This window comes from Tropicimonas marinistellae, from assembly GCF_001509585.1.
GTDB classification, from domain to species: Bacteria; Pseudomonadota; Alphaproteobacteria; order Rhodobacterales; family Rhodobacteraceae; genus Tropicimonas; species Tropicimonas marinistellae.
Window position 1 is genome coordinate 32655 of record NZ_LNCI01000010.1, and the last position, 24457, is coordinate 57111.

General features: G+C 63.4%; 21 protein-coding genes. 8 read left to right on the top strand and 13 right to left on the bottom strand.

Annotated features, from left to right (window positions below; genetic code table 11):
• The first annotated feature begins 6 nt into the window (after positions 1-6).
• The 3 genes from ARC39_RS19665 to ARC39_RS19675 are packed head-to-tail and all read left to right on the top strand — an operon-like array spanning position 7 to position 2454.
• Positions 7-1524 carry a nitrite reductase gene (locus ARC39_RS19665; protein ID WP_068116822.1) on the top strand — a complete coding sequence of 506 codons (1518 nt, stop codon included), beginning with the start codon at positions 7-9 and terminating at the stop codon, positions 1522-1524.
• Positions 1481-2221: a CbiX/SirB N-terminal domain-containing protein gene (locus ARC39_RS19670; protein ID WP_068116824.1), complete on the top strand. Its 741-nt coding sequence runs from the start codon at positions 1481-1483 to the stop codon at positions 2219-2221. Before ARC39_RS19665 ends, ARC39_RS19670 begins: the two co-directional genes overlap by 44 nt.
• Complete coding sequence (locus ARC39_RS19675) at positions 2218-2454, top strand: hypothetical protein (RefSeq protein ID WP_068116826.1); 237 nt, start codon at positions 2218-2220, stop codon at positions 2452-2454. The genes ARC39_RS19670 and ARC39_RS19675 overlap by 4 nt, the downstream gene beginning before the upstream one ends.
• Before the next feature lie 70 nt (positions 2455-2524).
• Here the strand turns inward: ARC39_RS19675 and ARC39_RS19680 are convergent, their stop codons facing one another.
• From ARC39_RS19680 to ARC39_RS19720, 9 genes are all read right to left on the bottom strand, one after another.
• Positions 2525-3454, bottom strand: coding sequence for an FAD:protein FMN transferase (locus tag ARC39_RS19680; protein WP_068116827.1), 930 nt, complete (start codon positions 3452-3454; stop codon positions 2525-2527).
• A complete protein-coding gene (locus tag ARC39_RS19685; RefSeq protein WP_068116828.1) occupies positions 3451-3966 on the bottom strand; it encodes a nitrous oxide reductase accessory protein NosL in 516 nt (171 codons plus the stop codon). The genes ARC39_RS19680 and ARC39_RS19685 overlap by 4 nt, the downstream gene beginning before the upstream one ends.
• Complete coding sequence (locus tag ARC39_RS19690) at positions 3963-4784, bottom strand: ABC transporter permease (protein WP_078059377.1); 822 nt, start codon at positions 4782-4784, stop codon at positions 3963-3965. Before ARC39_RS19690 ends, ARC39_RS19685 begins: the two co-directional genes overlap by 4 nt.
• A complete protein-coding gene (locus tag ARC39_RS19695) occupies positions 4784-5680 on the bottom strand; it encodes an ABC transporter ATP-binding protein (protein ID WP_068116832.1) in 897 nt (298 codons plus the stop codon). Before ARC39_RS19695 ends, ARC39_RS19690 begins: the two co-directional genes overlap by 1 nt.
• Positions 5673-6929, bottom strand: a complete 1257-nt coding sequence (locus tag ARC39_RS19700; RefSeq protein ID WP_068116834.1) for a nitrous oxide reductase family maturation protein NosD — start codon at positions 6927-6929, stop codon at positions 5673-5675. The genes ARC39_RS19695 and ARC39_RS19700 overlap by 8 nt, the downstream gene beginning before the upstream one ends.
• Positions 6930-6932: 3 nt before the next feature.
• Positions 6933-8843 carry a TAT-dependent nitrous-oxide reductase gene (gene nosZ, locus ARC39_RS19705; RefSeq protein WP_068116838.1) on the bottom strand — a complete coding sequence of 637 codons (1911 nt, stop codon included), beginning with the start codon at positions 8841-8843 and terminating at the stop codon, positions 6933-6935.
• Positions 8844-8857: 14 nt separating this feature from the next.
• Positions 8858-11032 (bottom strand): NosR/NirI family protein, encoded by a 2175-nt coding sequence (locus tag ARC39_RS19710; RefSeq protein ID WP_068116839.1) that lies wholly within the window; start codon positions 11030-11032, stop codon positions 8858-8860.
• Entirely contained in the window at positions 11023-11502 is a 480-nt protein-coding gene (locus ARC39_RS19715; protein WP_068116840.1) for a DUF2946 family protein, read from the bottom strand. The genes ARC39_RS19710 and ARC39_RS19715 overlap by 10 nt, the downstream gene beginning before the upstream one ends.
• A gap of 400 nt (positions 11503-11902) precedes the next feature.
• Entirely contained in the window at positions 11903-12832 is a 930-nt protein-coding gene (locus ARC39_RS19720; protein WP_161470994.1) for a LysR family transcriptional regulator, read from the bottom strand.
• Between the two features lie 137 nt (positions 12833-12969).
• Between ARC39_RS19720 and ARC39_RS19725 the strand changes: the two genes are divergently transcribed.
• Genes ARC39_RS19725 through ARC39_RS19735 form a run of 3 tightly spaced genes read left to right on the top strand, consistent with a single transcriptional unit; the run spans position 12970 to position 15817 of the window.
• Entirely contained in the window at positions 12970-13365 is a 396-nt protein-coding gene (locus ARC39_RS19725) for a (R)-mandelonitrile lyase (protein WP_068116841.1), read from the top strand.
• A complete protein-coding gene (locus ARC39_RS19730; protein ID WP_236545316.1) occupies positions 13358-14782 on the top strand; it encodes an MFS transporter in 1425 nt (474 codons plus the stop codon). The genes ARC39_RS19725 and ARC39_RS19730 overlap by 8 nt, the downstream gene beginning before the upstream one ends.
• An 18-nt stretch (positions 14783-14800) precedes the next feature.
• Positions 14801-15817: a zinc-dependent alcohol dehydrogenase family protein gene (locus ARC39_RS19735; protein ID WP_068116843.1), complete on the top strand. Its 1017-nt coding sequence runs from the start codon at positions 14801-14803 to the stop codon at positions 15815-15817.
• Between the two features lie 802 nt (positions 15818-16619).
• Here the strand turns inward: ARC39_RS19735 and glmS are convergent.
• Both glmS and glmU read right to left on the bottom strand, forming a co-directional pair.
• On the bottom strand, positions 16620-18437 hold the full coding sequence (gene glmS, locus ARC39_RS19740; protein WP_068116844.1) for a glutamine--fructose-6-phosphate transaminase (isomerizing): 1818 nt from the start codon (positions 18435-18437) through the stop codon (positions 16620-16622).
• Positions 18437-19792, bottom strand: coding sequence for a bifunctional UDP-N-acetylglucosamine diphosphorylase/glucosamine-1-phosphate N-acetyltransferase GlmU (gene glmU, locus ARC39_RS19745; protein ID WP_068116846.1), 1356 nt, complete (start codon positions 19790-19792; stop codon positions 18437-18439). Before glmU ends, glmS begins: the two co-directional genes overlap by 1 nt.
• Before the next feature lie 127 nt (positions 19793-19919).
• On the opposite strand from glmU, the gene ARC39_RS19750 reads away from it, so the two are divergent.
• Positions 19920-20585: an HAD-IA family hydrolase gene (locus ARC39_RS19750; RefSeq protein WP_068116850.1), complete on the top strand. Its 666-nt coding sequence runs from the start codon at positions 19920-19922 to the stop codon at positions 20583-20585.
• Between the two features lie 58 nt (positions 20586-20643).
• Here the strand turns inward: ARC39_RS19750 and ARC39_RS19755 are convergent, their stop codons facing one another.
• Both ARC39_RS19755 and ARC39_RS19760 read right to left on the bottom strand, forming a co-directional pair.
• Entirely contained in the window at positions 20644-21186 is a 543-nt protein-coding gene (locus tag ARC39_RS19755) for an RSP_2648 family PIN domain-containing protein (RefSeq protein WP_068116856.1), read from the bottom strand.
• A complete protein-coding gene (locus tag ARC39_RS19760) occupies positions 21186-22394 on the bottom strand; it encodes an RSP_2647 family RNA methyltransferase (protein ID WP_068116857.1) in 1209 nt (402 codons plus the stop codon). Before ARC39_RS19760 ends, ARC39_RS19755 begins: the two co-directional genes overlap by 1 nt.
• 194 nt (positions 22395-22588) lie before the next feature.
• Here ARC39_RS19760 and edd point away from each other — a divergent pair, with 194 nt between their 5' ends.
• Entirely contained in the window at positions 22589-24394 is a 1806-nt protein-coding gene (gene edd, locus ARC39_RS19765; RefSeq protein WP_068116858.1) for a phosphogluconate dehydratase, read from the top strand.
• The last annotated feature ends 63 nt before the right edge of the window (positions 24395-24457 follow it).

The window sequence follows — 24457 nt, forward strand, 5'->3', positions numbered from 1 at the left end:
GTCGCAATGGCCGCGATTTCCTCAGCCGTCCATGCCGATCCCGTCAGGGACTACCAGGACTATTGCGCGGAGTGCCACGGTCTCGGGCGGCTTGGAGCCCTTGGGCCGGCACTCATACCGGAAACGCTCGGGCGGATGCGCGGACCGAATCTCGCGGCGGTGATCGAGACCGGGCGGGACGCCACACAGATGCCGGCCTTCGGGGAGGAACTTGGCGCGGAAAGAATCGCGGAACTCGCGGCTTTCCTGAAAACACCGCTCGACGAAATCCCGCCCTGGGGCGCAGATGAAATCGCCGCCAGCCGAGAAACGAACGCCGACTACGCACCCGCCGCTTTTCCGGTCTGGCCGTCGGACCCGATGAATATCACTCTGGCCGTGGAGACCGGCGATCACCACGTCAGCGTGCTGGACGGGGACACATTCGACGTGTTGGACCGGTTCGAAACCCCCTTCGCCGTGCATGGCGGCCCGAAGTTCAGCCCTGACGGGCGGTTCGTCTTCATCATGTCGCGCGACGGCTGGATCCAGAAATACGATCTGTGGTCGCTTGCCGAAGTCGGCCGCGTGCGAGCCGGGTTGAACAGCCGCAATATCGCAATGAGCCATGACGGCAAGTGGCTGGCGGTGGCGAATTACCTTCCCATGACGCTTACGATCCTGGCCACCGATGATCTCTCAGTTGCGAGGGTGATGGACGTGACATCGCGCGACGGAACGCCAAGCCGTGTCTCGGCCGTCTATCAGGCGCCGCAGCGAAAGAGCTTCATCCTGGCGTTGAAGGACGCTGCCGAAATCTGGGAGATCGCCACGGATCCGGAGGCCGAACCGGTCTACGAGGGGTTCGTTCACAGCCGCGAGAAAGGCATGGTGGAAGCGCTGGCCTCCTCCGAAGGCCTCTTCGCGCGGCGGAGGATCGTCGTTGGCGAGCCGCTCGACGACTTCTTCTTCGATGACGCGTATCGCAACCTGGTCGGAGCTGCGCGCGACGGTTCGCGGGCAGTGGTGGTGAACCTGAATGTCGGACGCGAGATCGCCGAGTTGCCGCTCGACGGCATGCCGCATCTCGGCTCCGGAATAAGTTGGACACGCGACGGACGGCGCGTCATGGCGACCCCACATCTGAAGGAAGGCAAGCTCTCGGTGATTGATACGGAAACCTGGGAGCGCATTGCGGTGATCGAGACCGAGGGACCGGGCTTCTTCCTGCGGAGCCACGAGAACACCCCCTATTTCTGGGCCGATGTTTTCTTCGGCCCCAACAAGGACGCCATGCACGTCATCGACAAGCAAAGCCTCGAAATCGTCAGGACGCTGCGCCCGGTGCCGGGTGCGACCGTCGCCCATGTGGAATTCACCCGCGACGGGTCGCGGGCACTGGTGTCGGTCTGGGAGGAGGACGGTGCGGTCATCGTCTATGACGCGGCAACCCTCGAAGAACTGCAACGCCTGCCAATGCGCAAACCCTCGGGAAAATACAATGTCTGGAACAAGATCACCTTCTCCGAAGGCACCAGCCACTGAAGCGCTCATTGTCGCCCACGGCCAGCCATCCGATCCGGCACCTGCCGAGGAAGCGCTACGAAAGGTTGCGGGCCATGTTGCAAGGCTGCTGCCGCAGTGGCGCATCCGGTCCGCGACGATGGCGGCCGCCGGAAGGCTCGAGCGTGAACTGGCTCGGGCTTCGAGACCGCTCGTCTATCCGCTTTTCATGTCGGACGGTTGGTTTACCAGAACCGCCCTGCCGGCGCGGCTGGGCGCTGCCGAGGTCCGCATACTCGCACCTCTCGGGCTCGACCCGGCCCTCCCGGCCGTCGCATCGCGGACACTTCACCGCCTGGCCGGCGAAATGGGCTGGGAAATCGGCCGCACAGAAATCCTCGTTGCCGCGCACGGATCCGGTGCCGGCAGGGAGAACCCGGCGCGTTGCACGTATCGCTTCGCGCACGCGCTGTCGCTCCTTTCCGAATGGCACCGGGTGAGAATTGGCCTCCTCGAACAGGAACCGCGCCTGTCGACCGTTGCAGGCCATTGCGCCGGGCAAACGATCTGCCTTCCGTTTTTTGCCGCCGGGGGAGAACACGTCGTTCGCGACGTCCCCGAGGAGCTCGACGCAGGCCGCTTTGGCGGCATGTTGTGTGACTCACTTGGTGGCGCCGACGACATCCCGGCGTTGATCGCGGGCGCGCTACAGGCGGCGTCTCTGGAGATTGCGGCATGACAGACGCAAACGGCCGCTGGTCGATCCGGAAACTTGCCCTCCTGCTCTACCCGTTCACGGCAGCGGCAGTGGCGATCAACCTCTTCATGTTGAGCCTGATGGGACAAGCCATCGGCCTTCCGGCGATCTCACCCGTTCAGGCCATTGTCGCCAGTATCCCGCTCGGGGTGCCGGCTTGCTGGTGGGCGGGCAAGTGGGTGCGCGGGATGATGGACGAAGCCGACGAAACGTAACGACCGCGCCGCGCAGCTGCGCCTGTTTTCGGGTCTGTTCTGAGCCTCTGGCACAACCCGCCGGACGCAGTCAGATCATCGACTCCAGTTTCGCCGTGGGGAATGCCGCAATCGCCCGGAGCGCGTCGTTGATCGGCAAGAGACAGCAAGCCGTCGACAAGCCATCTGCAAGGGCGGCCTGTCCGGCACTCACCGAAACGAGTTGGTGCCGCGCAACCGGCAGGCCGTTTGCCGGATCAATGATATGCCCGACCTCCCCGCGTGCATCGAGAAGCGTACCGGTGGGCGCGGACGTGGCCAGCGCCCGATCCTTCAGGCGCACTCTTTGGACGATCCGGCCATCGGGCCGCGCAACGCCAGCGATCCAGGCAGATCCATCGGGGCGCGCACCTCTGGCCGCGATTTCCCCCATATCGATGAGCACATCCGTCAGCCCTTGGGCCTGCAAATGCGCCGCGATGCGATCGGTGATGTATCCCTGTGCGATCCCGTTGAGCGTCATCGCCATGCCGGGGCGGGAAAACACGATCTGACGGGTATCAAACCGCAGCTTCTCCCACCCCGTTCGCCGAATAGCGTCCGACACATCCACGCGTGCCGGCAACCTTCCGACCGCGGCACTTTGCGCGTGCAATACCCAGAGCGGCTGGACGGTCGGATCAAAGGCGCCGTCGGTGACGTCGTTTATCCGTCCCGCAAGGCCCAGGAGTTCAAGCATCTCGGCGGGAGGATGATCGAGCCGCCCGTCACGGTTCAGACGTGCGAGCGACGAGCCGGCATCATGGATGCTGAAGATCCCCTCCAACCGGCGCAGTTCCGCCTCGACGGCGGAAAAGACCGATGCCGCCCGGCCGTGCGCAACGCCCTCCAGCCGCATGCTCGCGCCGGCACCGAGCGCTGTTCCCTGCCAGTGCGCGGACTGCGACCCGGCCAGCGCCGGACTGGCCATGGCAGATGCCGCAATGGCAAGGAAACGTCGGCGGGACAGATGGTTTCTCATGCGGGGTGCTCCAGTTCCTGATCCAGATCGACCGCGCCAATGGCGGCGTCGTCGGGAATTGCGTCGAGCGACATTGCGGCACCGCCATACCGTTCAACGAAATCCTGCGCGGCGGCCGGCTGAGCAAACGGCACGATTTCCGGCGCGCCCATCCCGCCGGCCACACCTGCCCCCACGACAAATTGCGCCGTTTCGGCCGCTATCCAGTTCTCGGCTCCGGGCTCGGCCCAGGACGCCGCAACGCCCATGTCGCTGACATAGATTGCGAGGATGTCGGCATCGCGTTCGGGGCTCTTGAGATACGCCACCAGATCGCGGACCTGCGCAAAGAAGATCGGCGCCGGATAACCGTCGAGATGGACCTGCCCCTTCGGTCCACCATGCTCAGCAACGTTCATCTGGCAAAAATGGCTCAACGCTGTGTCGGTCATCGGCGTCGGATCCGGTATTTCCACGGCCTCCTCTTTGCAGGACGGAAGGAGCAGCAGAAGTACGACAGCGAGATACCTCATGGTTCCAACCTCCGAAATGCGGCCCGCGCGAGGACGAAGCCCGCGAGCGGCCAGAAGCAGAGCGACGCCGGCGCGACCCAGTTCGGAAGGCCGGCGGCCGCGCCGGCCATTCCGGTGGCCAGAGCGACATCCGGAGACGCGGCAACGTTCCACAGGCGAAAGGCGTCGGCCGGGTTCGCAGCAAGGACCCAGGGGAACACATGCTGAGTGAAGTAGCCGCCGGAATCCATGACCACGGCGCCGAGCAGGCCCAGATCGAACAGCACCACGAAGACCAGCCATACCGCCGCAGAGAGACCTGCGGCCGCAGCCGGGCTGCCCGCGAGCGCCGAAAGCATGTAACCGAACGCCAGAAAAACGCCACCAAGCAGGATCGACGTGCCGATCAATCTCAGCAGCGCCAACACGCTTTCGGAAGAAACCCCGTCCGTGATACCTGCGACCGTTCCGGCTGCGCCGAAGCCGACGAAGATGGCGAAAGCGAGTGCAGCCAAATGCGCGACGAACTTACCGCCCAAGATCTCGCCGCGACCTGCCGGGTAGGACAGAAGCAACGACAGGCTTCCGCGGTCGGCTTCACCCGCAATCGAGTCGAAGCTCATCATGAGCGCGAGCAAGGGTGCGAGATAGACCGAAAGGGTCGTCATGGAGGCCACGGCAACCGTGAGGCGATCAACGCCAAGCGTTCCGGTCGGTGCACTCCCGGCAAAGGTCAGCGCGAGGGCGAAAAGCAGCATGATGAGCGTGGCGAGAAACAGCCAGCGGTTGCGCAACGCGATGAGCAACTCGGTGCGCGCGATGGCCAGGGATCGTCCAATCATGCCCCGTCCTCCTGAGCGTAGTGGCGGTAGAGGTCTTCCAACCGCGGCGGCGTCATCTCGATGTCCTCGACGGCATCGGCCATCGCAGCGAAGCGGCGAAGCGCGGCCATCTTCCTTTCCGGCGCACAGCTCAGCTCGACCGAGGCACCGTTGATCCGACGCCCGCCGGTATCTGCGGCAATTCTGTCCGCCTGCCCGTTTCGGGCGCGAATGCGCAGCTTCGTCGGTAGGCCAGCACGCTGCGACAAGCTTGCCAGCGTGTCGTCGGCAACAAGCCTTCCCTTGCGAAGAATGGCAATGCGGTCGGTTCGGGCCTCGACCTCGGTCAGCGCATGGGACGCCACGAGTACGGCAGTACCCTGCTCCGCCAATTCGTCGATAATGGCATAGAGTTCCAGCCGCGATATCGGATCGAGACCGCTTGTCGGTTCGTCGAGAAGCGCCAAGGCGGGCTTTCCCAGCAGCACTTGCGCCAGACCGAGCCGTTGGCGCATGCCCTTGGAATAGGTACCGATCTTCCTGTCCGCGGCATCTGCCAGGCCGACGCGTTCCAGAAGACCGACCACCGGCGCCGTTCCGACGCCGGCAAGCCGCGCGAACAACGACAGCTGGTCGCGTCCCGTGAGTGACTTGTGAAAACTGACGGCCTCCGGAAGGAAGGCCGTTGCGAGACGCGCCGCGTTGGTTCCGGGCGCCGCACCGGCGACACTGATATGGCCGTTTGACAGTGGCGTCAGCCCAAGAACCAGTTTCATCAGAGTCGATTTCCCAGCGCCGTTGTGGCCCAGCAATGCCACGCGCTCGCCCGGCGCCAAGGCCAGCGACACGCCGTCCAGAGCGAGTTGCTTGCCACGCATCTTGGATGCGTTCTTGATCGAGAGAATTTCAGTCATTCAGTCCCTCCAGAGAGGTCACGTCGATGTCGTGTGGCTGCATCAGCGGATGGCTGTCTATCACGCCGCCCGGCAAGAGCGCCGGGAAGGCCGATTGCGACCAGCGGACAAGTTGTACTGCCGGCGAACCAAGCAGGAGTTTCGCCGCGGGCTGGGTCCAGAGCACGTGGTCTACGCTGTCATTGGGGCGATACGGCATGTCGGCGATCCCGTCGCCGTTCAGGTCATACGCGGCGAAATCGCTCCAGTAGTTCCCCTGCCCGTCCTCGGACCATTCCACCCAGCGAGTGGAGACGTACTTCACCTGCGTCCGGTTGCCGACGAAGGCGTTCCCAAGGATCCGGTTGCCGTCGGACCCGGCGGTGAAATGGATGCCGATCCCGCATCCCTCGAAATGGTTGCCGACGAAGGTGTTTTTGTTCGAGTTGTACAGGAACGCGCATTTCTGCTCCGTCCCCCGCACGTAGTTGCCGGTGATCTCGCTGTAGTTGGCGTAGTTCATCATCACGCCGTGCTCGCGGTCACCAATGGAAACGTTGTTCGCGACCTTCACCCGCTTGGAAAACATCACGGCGTAGCCAAGGTCGTTGCCAATGGAGACGTTGCCCGTCACCTCCGACTGGTTGGCGTACATGTAATGAACCGCGAAACGAAGATCCCGGAAGGTATTGTTCCGGAATATGTTCTTCTTGGACGAGTTCACGAAGATGCCGTCGCGGCCGAGGCGCATGTCGTTGCCGTCCACGATCGCGCCAGGCGCGTTCCAAACATAGACACCGTTGCCGCGGTCGTTCATTCGCCGGTCGGTTCGTCCGATGATCGTGTTGTCGGCAACCACAGCATCGCGTGCTCCGTGAATGTCGATCCCGTAAAGGTTCCCCTCCAGGATGTTGTCCTGCACCCGGGCGCGCGTCGCGCCCTTGGTGAGTTTTATTCCGGAATCGATCTCCTCGTGAGAGGAACCGGAACCGATGATCGTGAGCCCGGTCACGGTCACATCGGCGCCCGTAACCGTGACAACGCTCCCTGTCCCCTGCCCGTCGAGGATAGCCGTTCCGCCTCCGTCAAGCGTGACCGGAAAGGCCAGCTCGACGGTTTCCCGATAGTGGCCGGGCTGCAGGCGCAGGACATCGCCCTCCGTTGCCCGTGCCAGGGTGTCGGCAATCGCTCCGGGCCGCACCGGCACGTCCCACTCGGCCGCCCAGAGCGGCGCGGCAAGAAAGAGAGGTATGACCCAGAGCAACCGCATGGCTCAGGTCGCCCGAGGCTCGACGAACATCCGGCCGCGCATCTCCATGTGGAGCGCGTGGCAGAACCACTGGCAATAGTACCAGTGCACGCCCGGACGGTCGGCCACGAAGGTGATCGAGGCAGTGGCCTGCGGCGCAACCTCCATGGCAATGCCGAAGTTGGCGAGGCAGAAGCCGTGAGTCAGGTCGTCAATGTCATCCATGTTGGTGACGTAGATCGTCACCTCGTCGCCCTGTTTGACCGTGAATTTCTCCATTGAGAACTCCGGCGCCACGGAGGACATGTAGACCCGCACCTTGTTGCCGTCGCGGATTATTTCCTCGTGACCCCAGTCCAGGTCCACGCCGTCGGCCTCGGCCTGCATGCGGGCTTCTTCCCACATGGGGTCGTCGCGTTCCCAATTGTTGGCCGGGTTCACGATGTCACGGCGGACGATGATCGAGTCGTGCGGCTCGGCAAAGGTCGGTCCGTCGTGGACGAGCTTCATGGAACCGCCCGAGATGTCGATGAGCTGTTCGTTCTCCGGCTTGAGCGGGCCGGTATTCAGGAACCGGTCCTTGGAAAACTTGTTCATCGAGATCAGCCACTTGCCGTCAGCTTCCTTGGTCTCGCCCATCGAGGTCGAGTTGTGGCCCGGCTGGTAGTGCACGTCGATCTTCTCGATGATCGGGTCCACGTCGGCGCCGTTGTACTGCTCGATCGCCGTCTCGATGTTCCACTTCACTGCCTGGCTGTCGAGGAAGAGCGTCGTGAACGCGTTGCCCTGCCCGTCATAGGCGGTATGGAGCGGCCCGAGGCCCAGTTGCGGTTCCGCAACGATACAGGAACGCGGCTCCGCGCCATCGTAGAACACGGCATCCAGCTTCTCGACATCCATCACCGACACCGTGGGTGACAGCTTGCCGTTAATGCAAACATGCTTGCCATCGGGCGCGGTGTTGATCCCATGCGGCGAGTTCGGGATCGGGATGTAACGGGTGTAGTTCTTGTTCTGCCCCTTGCGGCCGTCGATCACCTTGACGCCATTGAGCTCCTGATAGTCGCCAGCGGCAATGCCGGCCTCGATCTCCTTGAGATTGAAGACGACGACGTGATCCATCTCGTTTGCCGTCATCTCGGCCAGGTTCATGCCCATTTCCGAGTTGTAAGAGGTCGAGAAGGCGTATTTGCCCTGGTAGTCGCAATCTGTGTTGTCGAGGTTGCCCGAAACAATCACCTGCCAGGCGATCTCCATCGTGTCGCCGTCGATGGCAGTGTAGATGTTCGTGTATTCCTCCGGTTTGTCGAGGATCGAGCCATCATTGACCAGCGGCGCCTCGTGCTCGCCGTTGGCGAAGACATAGCCTGTGCGCGGGTACTTCTGCGGACGCAGGCCGTGGATGTCATGCGCGTTCGGGATCTCGAGGATCTTGTCACACTTCATCACGTCGCAGCGCACGCGAGCCACGCGCGTATTGGCCTTGTCGTTCATGAACAGGTAGCGACCATCGTAGGTGCCGTCCGTGAAGGACATGTGCGGATGGTGCAGGTCCCCATTGTCATAGGTGACCTTTCCGTTGGCGGCGAGATACTTCTTGGTTTCTTCCGTCAGGCCCTCGGTCAGTACCTTGAGGCTTTCGTTGGTCTGACCCCAGCCGGTGGCCGAGCAGCGGTTGAAGACCGGCACTCGCATCAGCTCGCGCATGGACGGTACGCCAAGAATGCGCAACTCGCCCGTTTGCCCCGAGGACCAGAAGCCGTAGTAGTCGTCCAATTCGCCCGGTTCCAGGTGGACCGTGCCAGACTGGGCCCGGGCCGGCGTTGCTGTCCCGAGTGTCGCGCCGATCCCGGTCGAGGCCAGCACGGCACCGGTCGCAGTCGCTCCCAGCATTCCGCGGCGCGTCATCGCCAGTTGTTTCATCTTCTCGGACATGTGCGTCCCCTCCTTCAGGTTCCTGTGGTCTTGATTGCGTTGGGGTGGTTGGCCGGCGGCTGGGCGAGTGGCGTGCCGACCTTTTCGCGCCGCTTCATCTGTTTGATGACAACGGGGCATTTTACGCGTGACTGGTAGAGCACCTGGCAGTGCAGGCAGTTCACGCATTCGTTCGGGTTGATCTCACCAGTTGGATGGATCGCCTGAACCGGGCATTCGTTGGCGCAGGTCTGGCAGGGCGAACCGCATTCCTTGTAGCGCCGCAGCCAGTCGAACATCCGCATGCGCGCCGGGATCGCCAGCGCACCGCCCAGCGGGCAGAGATAGCGGCAATAGAAACGCTCGACGAAGAGACCAGCAACAAGCAGCGTTACGGCGAAGATCACGAAGGGCCAGTCGCGGACAAATTTCAGGATGATCACGGTCTTGAAGGGCTCTACCTCGGCAAGCTGCTCCGCCATCGGGATCGAGGCCAGCGACACCCCGAACAGGCCGAGGAAGATCATGTATTTGATCGGCCAAAGGCGCTCATGCAGCCCCCATGGCAGCTCCCATTGCGGCACCTTCAGGTAGCGGGCGATCTGATTGGTCAGTTCTTGCAGCGCGCCAAACGGGCAGAGCCAGCCGCAATAGGCGCCACGGCCCCAGAAGAGCAGCGCAGCGGCGACGGCGAACCACTGGATGAAGACCAGCGGGTCCATCAGGAAGGCGTCCCAGGTAAAGCCCTCCCTCATCTGCCCAGCCAGTGCCATCAGGTTGACCACCGAAAGCTGCGCATTCGCGTACCAGCCGATGAAGACCAGCGACATGGTCAGGAAACCGATGCGGAACCAGTAGAACACGCGGGCGTTCATCGTCGCCTGGAACTGGAAGAAGAAGGTCGCCGTGAGGACCAGCAGCATGGCGCCGAGCACAGCAATCTCGGGTATCTTGTCTTTCCAGATCCGCTGCCAGAGCGCCGATTTGGCAGATGCCTCGTCGTCCGCATTGTCGACGATCCGCGGCGTCGGCAACGGAACCAGAAACCGTTCCGGCAGCTTGTAGCCCAGATCGAATGTCAGGAAGGTTTTCTCTACCGCGCCCACGGCGCGCTGGACCAGCAATTGCAGCCGGAACGGTTCGGCGGGGTCGAAGCCGGCATCGGCCGGAATGCGAAAGATGTCCAGTTCCGTGAAGCTCGGCCCGTCCGGTGCCGCCAGATCTCCGAGACGCTTGTGCTGCTTGTCGAAGAAGCGCACCGACGTGTCGCCCTGAATCAGCTGGATCCGATCGAAGATTCCGCCCCGAACGTAGCCCGAACCCTTGAAAGAATAGCTGCCGCGCCCGAGCACGAGGATGGCATGTTCGCCTTCTTCCAACCATTCGGTCAGGTTGGCGAACTCGTTGTCGCCCAACAGGCTGCGGCCGATAGACGGCACCGACACCAGCGCCATGTGCATGTCGATGAACGTGTCGTCCGGCGCGCCCTTCTCGGGCCGTTTGATAGCGCGGGGATCGCCGGTCGCCTCGAACGCGGCATTCACCTGGCCGACATCGAGGGTCAACCGTCGGATGGACCCGTCCCCTGACAGGACCTTCCAGGAGGCTGTTTCCGTGAGCGAACGGTCCAGTTCCCGCCGCGGTCCCGTGACTTCTGGCGCCAGTCCGCCCAACCCGAGCGCCCGTGCGACCTTGATTCCGCCTCGGACGATGGAATCATCGATCACCATGATCGTGACGGTTGCACCCGAGATAATATCAAGGTCATGTGCCGAGCCACCGGCGGCGGCTTCGGCTTTCAGATTCAGACCGGCGTAGGAATGCGTGAGAGCCTTCACCTTGCTGTCGGGAATGCCGATCAGCACGATTGGCTCCGAATGCTTGACCAGCTGCACGCCGGTCAAGACCGCGTCGGCGTCGATGGCCGCGACGACATGGATGGGCTTTCCAGAGTATCCGGTGGTGCCGACAAAGTCCGACGTCAGGAACGCCCACGCCAGGGTTTCACCGTCTCGCAGGAGCGGCGCCACCGGAACGTCATCCCGGACTGGGCCGAAGGAATCGGCATCGGGATGAAACTCAGATGCGTCGAGTTGTGGCAGAAAGCTGGAGAGCGTTTCCGCATTTGCCCTGTCGGCGGCGAGGCAGACGACAGAGATCGTGAGTCCAAGGGCGAACACCCAGCCGGCAAAGATGCGCTTCACGTCCATGGTGTCCTCCCTTCAATCCAGGGCGACGCCATGAAAAGTTCCATTGCCGGGCCTATTTCGATTGGGGTGCGGACGGGAGGTCCACGGTTGTCCGCCCAGAACTGGGCCGGGTTTTCGGTATCCGAGGTGCGTACCCGCGCAGGTTCGATCGACGGCAGGTCGATAGGAGAGTGCAACGTGCCCGCATTCGGTGCAGCGCTTGCCACATCTGCACAGCACAAGGCGCAGTCCTCGCATTTCGGACAGGGTGTGCCACTGGTCTCAACGATGTTGCCTTCGGCGTCGACACGCACCTTGGCCACGCCGAATTCGCTGCAGATTTCGATCAACGTGCCGTCCTGTTGGGCTAGCCCACGAACCGGATTGATCGCTTGAAGCATCAAGGCGAGTAGAAATACCGCGATAATAGCCAACCGGACTCCACGCGTCGGCAGCGTATCAAGGGGTGCTTTTTCCTTTTGCGGCAGCATTCGGTTCCGGCGGCATTGGTTGCTTCTCGCATAGCTATGAAGCGCCGCCCGACTGCCCGCATTGACTTTTGTTAGGTGCGACCGCTCTGGTTGCTGTTTATCCCGCAACCCGATGAGAAACCTCGGGAGCGACCCACAAGGGGGGCTCCACGCGAACCAATGCGCACCCGGTTCGGTCGGGCAGAAGGGATCGTCGGTCGGAATTGGCCCCGCAGCACATCTTCATCCGTCGTGCTGTTTGTCACGTGTCGTTCTCACGTTACCGGAGGCGCGAACGCCGGATAGATCCCGGGGCCGCGTATCGAAAGAGCACGAACCTTTGGTCCGTCAGAGCGTTGTCCTCTTCTCATCTCGCGACGCGTTCCACACCGCACGGACGCTCCGTCCGGTCGAAACACGGTCAATCGGCATTCGTGCCTTCGACGGCGCCGCCACCCCGATACCGCAATGCGTCTGCCAACAATCGAAACGACGGCAGACGCTGGCGGCGGCTGGGGAAGTAAAGGTGATAGCCAGGAAACGGCGGGCACCAGTCTTCCAGACAAGCGACGAGCTGACCTCGCCCGACCAATTCTTGCAGGTGATCGTCGGGCAGGCAGACCAGCCCTTCCCCGGCCAGCGCTGTCGCGACCAGAAGATCGGGGTCATTGCAGGTGAACTGCCCTTCGACCCGAACATTCAATGGCCGACCGTCCATCTCGAACTCCCAGGCATAGAGGCCGCCCAACGTCGGCAAGCGCAGGTTTATGCAATTGTGCCCTGTCAGGTCGCGCGGCGTCTTCGGGATCGGGTGGCGTTCGAAATACGCCGGGCTGCCAGCAACAACCATTCGCAAATCCGGTCCGATACGGATTGCGACCATATCCTTCTCGACCTCCTCACCAAGGCGTACGCCGGCATCGAAACCTTCGCGCGCAATATCCACAAGCCGCTGCTCGACACTGATCTCGATGTTGAGGCTGGGATACTCAGCCATCAAGCCGATGACGGCCGGCATCAGGATTTCGCGCGCGGCATGTCGGCTCGTGGTAATCCGTATCGTTCCGCTGGGCTGGCTGCGCAGCGTGTCGAGTTCAGCCAGACGCGTTTCTATGGTTTCGAATGCCGGGGCGAGTGTTTCGGCCAGTTGCGCCCCCGCCTCCGTCGGTGCGACGTTCCGCGTAGTCCGCGTCAGAAGCCGGATCTCCAAGCGCTCCTCCAAGCGCCGCACGACATGGCTCAGCGCGCTTTGCGACGTTCCAAGTCGCGCGGCAGCGCGGGTGAAGCTTCTCTCCTCCGCAACGGCGAGAAACGCCATAAGGTCGCCCAGTTCGTCCCGACGCAGGGCCATTCGGCAGGTCTCCGGCTGATTTATGAATTCACGATATAGGCACGATAGGAAATTCATCTCTAATCCGGAAGGGAGTTGCATTCTATCTCTCTGGTGAGACGCAGAGGAACGCTGTGTCGGAGCTGAAAGGAAACACGATGAAGGTCCTGAGCGCGAGCGACCAACCTTCGGTGGCCGGATCGGACGCAACCTTCTCCGGTCAGGTGCGGATAGACAATTTATTCTCGATGCCGGAGCCATCCACCGCGACGGCGGCTCTCGTGAGCTTCGAACCGGGTGCCCGCACAGCGTGGCACACCCATCCGCGCGGACAACTCCTCATCGTGATTTCTGGTCAGGGATGGGTACAGGCCGAAGGCGCACCAAAACGCGTGATCCATGCCGGAGACACCATCTGGTTCGACCCTGGGGAGAAGCACTGGCACGGGGCCACCGCCAGTCACGCCATGAGCCACGTTGCCGTGCAGGAACGGGAGAACGGATCGCCGGTCGATTGGCTCCAGTTGGTCGCCGAAGAAGACTACCTTGCGTGAAAGCGTAAATACGGCAATGCGAGAGCCGAAAGCACCCAACCCGAATCTGGTCCTGACCGTCTTGCTGACGGGGTACCTGATGATCGTTCTTGACCTCTCGATCATCTTCACCGGGCTACCGGAAATCGGGCGCAGCATGGATCTTGGCCCAATCGCTCTTTCCTGGGTTCACAATGCCTACCTGCTTTGCTTTGGCGGGTTCCTCTTGGTGGCGGCGCGTCTGGGCGACCTGTTCGGGCGCAAATGTATGCTTCAGGCCGGGATCGCGACGTTCACCGTTGCATCGCTGGGCGTCGGTTGCGCACAGGGGCCGGCAATGCTGATCGGCGCCAGGGCGTTTCAGGGTCTTGGTGCGGCAATCCTGGCCCCCTCGGTGCTCGCCCTTCTCTCCACAACTTTCCCCGAAGGCCACGCCCGGTCGCGGGCGCTCGCCTGGTATTCGATGGTCGCAGGCGCAGGAGCTAGCCTGGGACTCGTGCTCGGAGGCCTTTTCGCCGGGCTTCTGACCTGGCGACTTGGCTTCCTGATAAACGTGCCGATCGGACTCCTGCTGTTGTGCGCGACCCACAACGGAATCGATGAGACCGCCCGTCGCCACGGGCGGGCGGACTTGGTTGGCGCCGTCACATCGACAATCGGTATGGGCGCGCTGATCTATGGCATTGTGCGGTCTGCAAAGGACGGCTGGGCGGATCCAGGCACGCTCGCGGCTATGGCTCTCGCAACTTGCCTGCTGGCTGGCTTTCTCTGGCACGAGGCACGCGCCGCCGCGCCGCTACTTCCGCTCGGCCTGTTCCGGAGCAAAACACGTGCGGCTGCCTATCTTGGTAGAATGCTGTTCATTGGCGCGGCTGTCGCGTTCTTCTACTTCGGTACGCAACTCATGCAGGGCGCGCTCGGGTTCAGCCCGGTTCAAGCCGGTCTCGGTTTTCTTCCAATGACGATGGTGACATTCGCGGCGGCCCTCATCCTGCCGTGGTTTACCGCGCGGCTCGGAAGCGCGCCCGTTCTGGCGGTTGCCTTCCTGTGCATGGGCTTGGGACTGCTCTGGCTCTCGGCTGCCGGCGCGCATGCCCGCTATCTGCCCGACCTCGCCCTGCCCATGATCCTGATCGGAATCGGCAACGGTGCCGGTCTTGGTCCGCTGACGCAGTTCGGCGTGCAGGATGTGCGCGACGAGGATCAGGGGGCCGCGTCGGGGCTGGTGAATGCAGCGCATCAACTCGGCGGCTCGCTCGGGCTGGGCATCCTCGTTGTCGTTTTCACCGGAGCGGCTCTCCCGGGCGTTCCGGCTGCGGAAGGGCTCGCCCACCAGATCGGTGCCGTCTTCGCCTGGGCCGGCGCCATGTGCGGCATCGGGCTGACCCTCACCGTTCTCTTCATCCATCCCGCAGAGCGCCAATTGCGCCTTGCCTGACCCATCAAGGAACACGAAATGTACGCAACCCTCATGCATGCCCCCGGCGATGTCCGCTACGAGCGCGTCGACGATCCGAAGATCCTTCACCCGACCGATGCGATCATTGCGCTCTCGGCCACTTGCATCTGCGGCTCCGACCTCTGGCCCTATCGCGGCGCCCAGCCTTTCGACGAGCCCATGCACATGGGGCACGAATATTGCGGCGTCGTCGTCGAGGTTGGACGCGAAGTGCGAAATATCCGGCCCGGCCAATTCGTCGTCGGGTCCTTCGTTCTCTCCGACAATACGTGCCCGCATTGCCGCTTTGGCTATCCGTCCTCCTGCGAGCAGCGCGAGTTTATGACCGGTGCTCAGGCGCCCTACGCGCGCGTGCCGCTGGCCGATGGCACGCTCGTGCCGACGGAAGAGATGCCGACGCCGGAGCAGATCCCGCACATGCTGGCGACTTCGGACGTGCTGGGCACGGGTTATTACGCCGCCGAGGCGGCGGGCGTGAAGGAAGGCTCCACTGCCGTGATCGTCGGCGACGGCGCCGTGGGCCTGATGGCGGTGCTTTCGGCGCGGTTGATGGGTGCAGAACGGATCATCGCCATGAGCCGCCACAAGTCCCGCCAGCAGCTCGCCCGCGACTACGGCGCAACCGATATCGTCGCGTCCCGTGGCGAGGAAGGGATTTCCGAGGTGCTGGAACTGACCGGCGGCATCGGTGCCGACGCAGTGCTCGAATGCGTTGGTCTCCAACAATCCATGGATCAGGCGCTCGGCGTCTGCCGCCCCGGTGGTTCGGTCGGCTTCGTGGGCGTGCCGCATGAGGTGACCTTTTCCGGCGAAGGGCTTTTCTTCGCCCAGAAACGCCTCTTCGGAGGTCCTGCACCGGTGCGTCGCTACCTGCCGGACCTGATGAACAAGGTGCTGAAGGCCGAGATCGAACCCGGACGCGTCTTCGACCTGAATCTGCCTCTGGCGCAAGTGGCGGAAGGCTACAAGGCAATGGACGAGCGCCGCGCAATCAAGACACTGCTGCGCGTCTGACGTTCAAACCTTCGTGGCGCTCCTCGCGTTGGCGCGACCCCGGACAGGACGACGCGCGCGGCCCAAGCGGTTGGAACCGTGCGTCAAAAACCCGAGCGGCGCAGAATGCTGCGCCGCCAACCGACCCTGCAACGGCCTCCAGTGCAGGGACGAGCACTTGTACCGCCTCGTTTTGGAAGTAACCGTGAACCCGCTGGTATCCGCGTTCGAAATCGGCGCTTCCGTCGCCGCGGCCACGGTGCGAACGCTGCATCGGAACGAAGGAACCCGATGTCGACCAATGGTCGCGCCGATCTCAAAGAAGAGATTGTCGAGGACAGTGTCACCCAGGGCACGGCATCGCAATTGGTGCCAACGGAGTAATCCGGGCGGCCTCCGATACCGCGACAGTCAGCCAATCAACCAGCGGAAGACGCTCCGCCGCAATTGGTGGCTTCGCCGCCCAACCGCAGCTCCGCGCGATCTCGCCGACGGATGTCCAACTGACGCGCTACATACGGTATCTCTAGGGACCGATTGGGTCGTGGCGCGCTGCTCCGGCACCGAATGGAATCTGCCCCGAAAAGACCTTGCAGGAGCTCAAGGAAAATTCTCTCGCGCCAAGTCCAGAACCCGCGCAAGACTCGCTGGTTGTGGAAGGTACACACAATACCATCGTGAAAACGCGCCTGAAGATGCTACGCTCCACACAAGGCCGAAAAACGACCGACAGCTTGGAAAGCGCCCCACTTGCATAGCGGTGAAGCGTGGCTCTTTCCCATACTCTTGGTCGCGCCGGATTCCGGGTGAATCAGGCGCCAAGTTACTCCACGGTCACCGATTTCGCCAGGTTCCGCGGCTGGTCGACATCCGTCCCCTTTGCCACGGCGGCGTGATAGGCCAGCAATTGCGCTGGTAGTGCATAAAGGATCGGCGCGAGCAGGGCCGCCACTTCCGGCATCACGAGGACCTTCCAGCAGTCCTCACCCGCCGCCTTCGCTCCCCTTGCATCGGTAATCAACAGCACCTTCCCGCCGCGCGCCATGACTTCCTGCATGTTGGAGACCGTCTTGTCGAACAGGTGATCCGAGGGCGCCATGACGATGACCGGCACAGTCTTGTCAACCAGCGCGATCGGCCCATGTTTCAGCTCACCCGACGCATAACCTTCCGCATGTATATAACTGATTTCCTTCAGTTTAAGCGCCCCCTCCATGGCCAGGGGAAACATCGCGCCACGCCCGAGGAAAAGCACGTCGCGCGCCTCCGAAACAGGCTTGGCAACCGTCGCAATCTGATCGGACTGCGCAAGGGCGGTGTTCAGCAAACCCGGGATGCGCCGCAGGGCGGTCAAGTGCGCGTCCAGTTCCTCGCCGTCCAGGCGCCCACGGTCATGTGCCGCCTTCAATGCCAACAGGAACAACACCGTGAGCTGGCATGTGAAGGCTTTCGTCGAGGCCACGCCGATCTCCGTGCCGGCCCGGATTGGCAACACCAGATCGCTTTCCCGCGCGATCGAGCTTTCGGTCACATTGACCACCGCTGCAATCCGTTGCGCTTTGCCCTCGCAATAACGCAAGGCCGCCAACGTATCGGCGGTCTCACCCGACTGACTGACAAAAAGCGCCAGGCTGCGCGGTGGGATCGGAGGTTCGCGGTAGCGGAACTCGCTGGCAATATCGACCTCCACCGATATGCCAGCAAGTTGCTCGAACCAGTATTTCGCGACGACGCAGGCATAATTCGCCGTGCCACAGGCCACCATGACGAGTCGGTCGAAATCATTGAAATCGAGCCCCGGACCGGGCAGTTCGATCCCCTCGCCGCGCAGGTAATGTGCCAGTGCATCCCCAAGCACTGTTGGTTGCTCGGCGATTTCCTTGGCCATGAAGTGCCGATGCCCGCCCTTTTCGACCTGCGCCAGGTCGATATTGACCGTCTGCACCGGGCGGTTCACCAGCGTTCCGGAAGCGTCGCGAATTTCCACGTGCTCTCGGGTCAGATAGGCCCAATCACCTTCTTCCAGGTACGTGATCTGGTCGGTCATCGGGGCCAGCGCCATGGCATCGGAGCCGACAAACACCTCGCCTTTCCCGTGACCAATGGCCAGCGGCGAACCCTTTCGCGCGGCGATCATCAGATCGTCCTCACCGTCGAACAAGAGAGCCAGCGCAAAGGCCCCCTCCAGCCGGCCTATCGCCGCCGACGCCGCGTCGCGGGGCGTCATGCCCTGGTTCAACATGTGCTGCACCAGAAGCGCGATGGTTTCGGTGTCCGTCTCCGTTTCGAAGTGCAGTCCGGCCCTTGCCAGTTCGGCGCGCAACTCACGGAAATTCTCGATAATGCCGTTGTGGACGACGGCGACCGGCCCGGCCCGGTGCGGATGCGCATTGGCCACGTTCGGCGCGCCGTGGGTGGCCCAGCGGGTGTGACCAATCCCGGCCTTGCCAGCCAGTGGCTCATGCACCAGCAGGTCAGAAAGGTTCACAAGCTTGCCCACCGCGCGCCGCCGGTCCAGCGCGCCGTCGTTCACGGTCGCAATCCCCGCACTGTCGTATCCACGGTATTCCAGCCGTTTCAGCGCCTCGACAAGCAACGGCGCCGCTTCGTGATTTCCCAGAACCCCGACGATTCCGCACATCAGCTTTTCCCCTCGGTGAGCTTTTTCTTTGCCGCCCACAGTCGCTCCATCATCCGGCGTGCCAAATCCGGCTTGTTCACCTGCCGCCCGCGGGCAACGGCCAGCGCACCCGCAGGAACATCGGAGGTCACAACGGACCCGGAAGCGGTCATCGCCTCGTCCCCAACCGAAACCGGCGCAACCAGCATCGTGTTGGACCCGATGAAAGCGCCCGCACCGATCTCCGTGTGATGCTTGAAAACCCCGTCGTAATTGCAGGTGATGGTTCCCGCGCCGATATTGGTGCCCGCCCCGATGGACGCGTCGCCGATATAGGTCAGGTGATTTACCTTCGCGCCCGTGTCGATCTGCGCGTTCTTCACCTCGCAGAAATTACCGACGCGAACGTGCTCCGCAAGTTCAGCGCCCGGGCGCAACCGCGCATAGGGGCCGACCACCGCTCCACGTGCGACGTGGCAACCCTCCAAATGGCAGAACGCGCGGATCACCGCGCCGGTTTCCACTGTGACGCCAGGGCCGAAGACCACGTTGGGCTCGATCACGGCATCGCGCCCCACAACGGTGTCGAAGGCAAAGAAAACGGTTTCGGGCGCTTGTAGCGTGACGCCGTCTTCCAACGCTGCATGGCGTGCACTGGCCTGAAACGCCGCCTCCGCAGCGGCGAGGTCGGCCCGGGAATTGACCCCCAGCGTTTCGGCTTCTTCACAGGCAACCGCCGTTACCGGCAACCCCCGCAGACGCGCTTGCTCCACCACATCGGTCAGGTAGTATTCACCGGAGGCGTTCTTGTTTCCAACTTCCGCGATCAGGTCAAAGAGCAAACCGACGTCTGCGCAAATAACGCCTGAATTGCAGAATGTTATGGATCGCTCTTCATCCGTCGCATCCTTGAACTCGACGATCCGCTCCAAAATGTCATCCGCCATCACGAGGCGCCCGTAGCGCCCCGGATTCGCCGCCTCGAACCCAAGCACCACGACCGCATGCGCGGCACGCGCTGCCACCATTGCCGATAAGGTCTCCGGCCTAATGAAGGGCGTGTCGCCGTAGAGGACGATGACATCGCCCGACATGCCGGCGAGCGCGTCGCGCGCCTGATCCACCGCGTGGGCGGTTCCGAGCTGTTCTTCCTGCAAAACGACCTCTGCATCGGGGTCGAATGCCCGCGCGGCGTCAGCCACCAAACCGGCCCCGTGTCCGGTCACCACCACCGTTCGCGCGGGTTCCAGCGCCGAACCGGCCCGCATCGCATGGTGCAGCAGCGGTGCGCCGGCGACCTTGTGAAGAACCTTGGGCAAATCGGATTTCATCCGGCTTCCCTGGCCGGCGGCGAGGATGACGAGACTGGTGGACATCTGCACTGCTCTTTGCTTCAACCTGCCCCCGTAATACGCGAGGCCCCGCGCGCCGCAAGGGGCGCGCGCGTCACAAGCCGTGACAGGGTGAAACATGGAGCGGCGAAGGCACGCCGAGAGGAGCGACATGCGCACGGTAATCTTCGATCTCGACGGTACATTGGCCGATACCAGCGGTGACTTGATCGCAGCAGCGAACGGCTGTTTCGAGGCGCTCGGGCACGGACCGCAACTCGACCCTCGAGCGGATGCGGCCACCGCGTTTCGCGGTGGTCGGGCAATGCTCCGTTTGGGGTTTGAAAGACTTGGGGCGGATGATCTTGAGGTGCGGGTGGACGCTCAGTACCAGCCGTTTCTTGAGCGCTACGGTGCACAGATCGACACCCACACGCGGCTTTATCCCGGTGCGATGGCAGCTGTCGAAACGCTCCGGCAGGCAGGCTTTGCAATTGGAATGTGCACGAACAAGCCAGAGGGTCTCGCCGAGGTGTTATTGCAACGGCTCGGTGTGCGTTCGGCATTTGCTTCCCTTGTGGGTGCGGACACGCTGCCGGTGCGCAAACCGGACCCGGCCCCCTATCGCGCCGCCGTCGACCGCGCGGGCGGTCAGGTGGCACGGTCGCTTCTCGTCGGCGATACCGTGACCGACCGCGACACCGCCCGCGCCTGTGGCGTGCCCTGCGTCATGGTCACGTTCGGTCCGGACGGGCGCAAGGTGGCAGCGCTAGAGCCAGACGCGCTGTTGGAGCATTTCGATGCCCTGCCCAGCGTGGTGGATCGCCTCATTCAATAGGCCGGAATGCCCCCTGTCGCGTCGCGGGCCGGGCATGAGCGTGACAGCCAGTGCGCAGTCAGGACGACAGTGCCTTGGCCAGCCGAGGCAGGCGCGCCTTCTTCAACAGCGGACGCATTTCGTGTGGCACATCATCCATTTGTTGCGCCTGCAAAAGCACCTCGCGCGCCGCCGCCGCGACCTTCTCGGGGTGCGCAAGCCAGAGATCATGCAGAAACCCGTCAGGGTCGCGCCTGTCGAGCCCCTCCTCGCGCAGCACATTGCGCGGGAAATCCTTGGCGTTGCTTGTCAGGATGAGGTCGGCGGAACCGGCGATGGCGGCGGCAAGCACATGGACATCGTTCGGGTCCGGTAGCCAGATCCGCGCCATATCGCCCGCGCGAGGGGTCACGCATGCCTCTGGCCAGGCGGCTCGAACCAACGCGACCTCTCCGCGCGCCTGCACCTCGTCGACCGGGCCGCGGCGGGCTGCGGCGCGCGCCCACTCCTCAAGCAGTCGCTCGGACCAGAGCGGTTGGAAAAGTCCCTGCCGCGCCGCGCCCAGCACCACCTCCCGCATCACCGTAGGATAGAGCACGCAGGCGTCGATCAAAACGCGCATTACGGAGCGAGCCGGAAGAACAACGCCTTGAGATAGCCGCTCTCGGCCAATTGCGGCAGCATCGGATGGTCCGGCCCGGCAAAGCCCGTGTGCAACAATTGCCCGCGCCGTCCGCCGCGCCCGATACCGCGTGCCGAGGCATTGCGGAACCGCGTGAGATCGGCCGCATGAGAACAGGAGCAGAGCCCGAGATACCCGCCAGGCGCCACCAGCGGCGCTGCAAGCCGGGCGACGCGCTCGTAGGCCCGGAGCCCAGCATCAAGCGCCTTCTTCGATGGGGCGAAGGCGGGTGGATCACAGACGACGAGGTCGAATTGCGCGCCGTCGTCCGCCAGGGCTTCCATCACCGCGAAGGCGTCGCCCTTCCGCGCGTCGAACCGCTCGATAGTGCCACTCGCGCGTGCTCCGTCCGCCGCGAGATCCAGCGCGGCCTGAGAACCATCCACGCAAAGCGCGCTCGCGGCACCGGCGGCTAGCGCGGCCAACCCGAAACCGCCCACATGTGAGAAGACATCGAGCACTCGAGCCCCCTCTGCCAATCGCGCGGCGAAGGCGTGGTTCGGGCGCTGATCGTAGAAGAGCCCGGTTTTCTGCCCGCCAAGCAGATCCGCCAGATATGTTGCCCCGTTCATCGGAACAGGAACGGGGCCGTCAAGCGCACCGGCAAGCAGACGGGTCTCCTCTGGCAACCCTTCAAGGCCACGGGCCCGCCCCGTACCGTTTTTGATAACGGTCGTGACACCGGTGATGCGCATCAATGCTGCTGCGATGTCGTCAAGGCGTTCCTCCGCCCATGCGGCATTCGGCTGAATCACCGCGGCATCGCCGAAACGGTCCACCACGACGCCTGGCAATCCGTCCGCTTCCGCGTGGATCAGCCGGTAATAGGGTGCATCGAAGAGCCGCTCTCGCAATTCCAAAGCGCGGGAGAGACGCGCATCGAACCATGCCGGGCCAATGTCGGCCTCCGCGTCCCTGTCCAGCATGCGCGCGATGATCCGCGACCCGGTGTTCATCGCCACAAGGCCCAGGGCCCGCCGTTCGGCATCTTCCAGCCGCGCAATCGTACCCGCCCGGAGCGCACGCGTTCGGCGATCCGTGACGAGTTCATCGGAATAAACCCACGGAAATCCGTGGCGGATCGCGCGCGCCTCCGCTTTGGGCCGTAAGCGGACGGTGGGCAACTCGGTGGTTTTGGCGTCTGTCATGGCGAGAGACCTACCTGCTCACAACGACCGGGGGAAGCCCGAGCGCGCACCGATTCCCCAATCCACTGCCGCGTTTTCGCAGGACAATCGGCACCGAAGCGTGCATGCTGACCACGACAAGCCGGACGTGCGGCAGATTTGATCTGTTAGCGCTAACCTGCTATGTCGCCGGCATCAGCGAAGGAGAGAGTCCCATGGCACTCAACCCCACGGTCGCCCGCGTCACCGACCGCATTGCGGAGCGAAGCCGCGACAGCCGCCAATCCTATCTGGATCGAATGCGCGCCGCCGCCGAAGCAGGCCCGGCGCGGGCCCATCTGACCTGTGGCAACCAGGCTCACGCCTATGCCGCGATGGGCGAGGACAAGGCCGCGCTCGCGGGTGGACGCGCCCCCAATATCGGCATCGTGACCGCCTACAATGACATGCTCTCGGCGCATCAACCCTTCGAGCGCTACCCCGATATCATCCGCGCCGCCGCACGGGAGGCGGGCGCAACCGCACAGGTCGCGGGCGGCGTGCCAGCGATGTGCGATGGCGTCACCCAGGGCCAAACCGGCATGGAACTGAGCCTCTTCTCCCGCGACGTGATCGCCATGAGCGCCGCCGTGGCGCTCAGCCACAATACGTTTGACAGCGCGCTCTTTCTCGGCGTCTGCGACAAGATCGTGCCGGGCTTGATCATGGCCGCGGCCAGTTTCTCGCACCTGCCCGCGGTGTTCGTGCCGGCTGGCCCGATGACCAGCGGCCTGCCGAACGACGAGAAGGCCAAGGTGCGCCAGCAATTCGCCACCGGAGAGGTCGGTCGTGACAAGTTGATGGAAGCCGAGATGGCCTCCTACCACGGTCCCGGGACCTGTACGTTCTACGGCACCGCGAATACCAACCAGATGCTGATGGAGTTCATGGGGCTTCACCTTCCGGGCGCAAGCTTTGTCACACCAAACACGCCCCTTCGCGACGCCCTGACAACTGCCGGGACCAAGCGCGCCGCCGAGATCACCGCGCTCGGCAACGCCTTCACCCCTGTGGGCGAGGTGCTGGACGAGCGCGCGTTCGTCAACGGCATCGTCGGACTGATGGCGACCGGAGGTTCTACGAACCTCGTTCTGCACCTGCCAGCGATGGCGCGCGCCGCGGGCATCCGGCTGGCGCTGGAGGATTTCGCAGACCTGTCGGAGGTCACACCGCTGCTGGCAAAGGTCTATCCAAACGGTTTGGCAGACGTGAACCACTTCCACGCGGCGGGCGGCCTGGGGTTCATGATCGGCGAGCTTCTCGGCGCGGGCCTGCTGCATCCGGACACCCGCACCGTGGCCGGCGACGGTATGGAACTCTACACGCAAGAGCCCAAGCTGCGCGATGGAGCGTTGGTTTGGGAACCGGGCACCGGCATCAGCCAGAACGAGAAGATCCTGCGGCCGGCAGCCACGCCTTTCCAGCCGACCGGCGGGTTGAAGCAACTCAAGGGGTCGTTGGGTCACGGCGTCATGAAGGTCTCCGCCGTCGCGCCGGAGCGCCATGTAATCGAGGCCCCCGCGCGCGTGTTCCACGATCAGGATTCGGTCAAGGCCGCGTTCAAGGCGGGTGAATTCACCGAGGATACCGTGGTCATCGTGCGCTTCCAGGGTCCTGGTGCCAACGGCATGCCGGAGTTGCACGGTCTGACCCCGACACTCGCGGTGTTACAGGACCGTGGGTTGAAGGTCGCGCTGGTAACCGATGGTCGGATGTCAGGCGCGTCCGGCAAGGTGCCGGCGGCGATCCACGTCACACCCGAAGCAGTGTCAGGCGGGCCGATTGCGAAGGTACGCGACGGAGACCGCGTACGTGTGGACGCGACTGCCGGCACGCTGGACGTGCTGGAGCCAGACTTCGACCAGCGAACCGCCGTCGTCGCCGATCTGGCTGCAAATGGCCATGGGCTGGGCCGCGACCTCTTCGAGACCTTCCGAAAAGCCGCCGGCCCCGCCACAGATGGCGCCTGTGCAATATTGTAGGGCCTTCCTGCGGCAAAGACCCGCTTGACTAATATTCCAGTTCGGGCTCTCACTGCGCGCGAC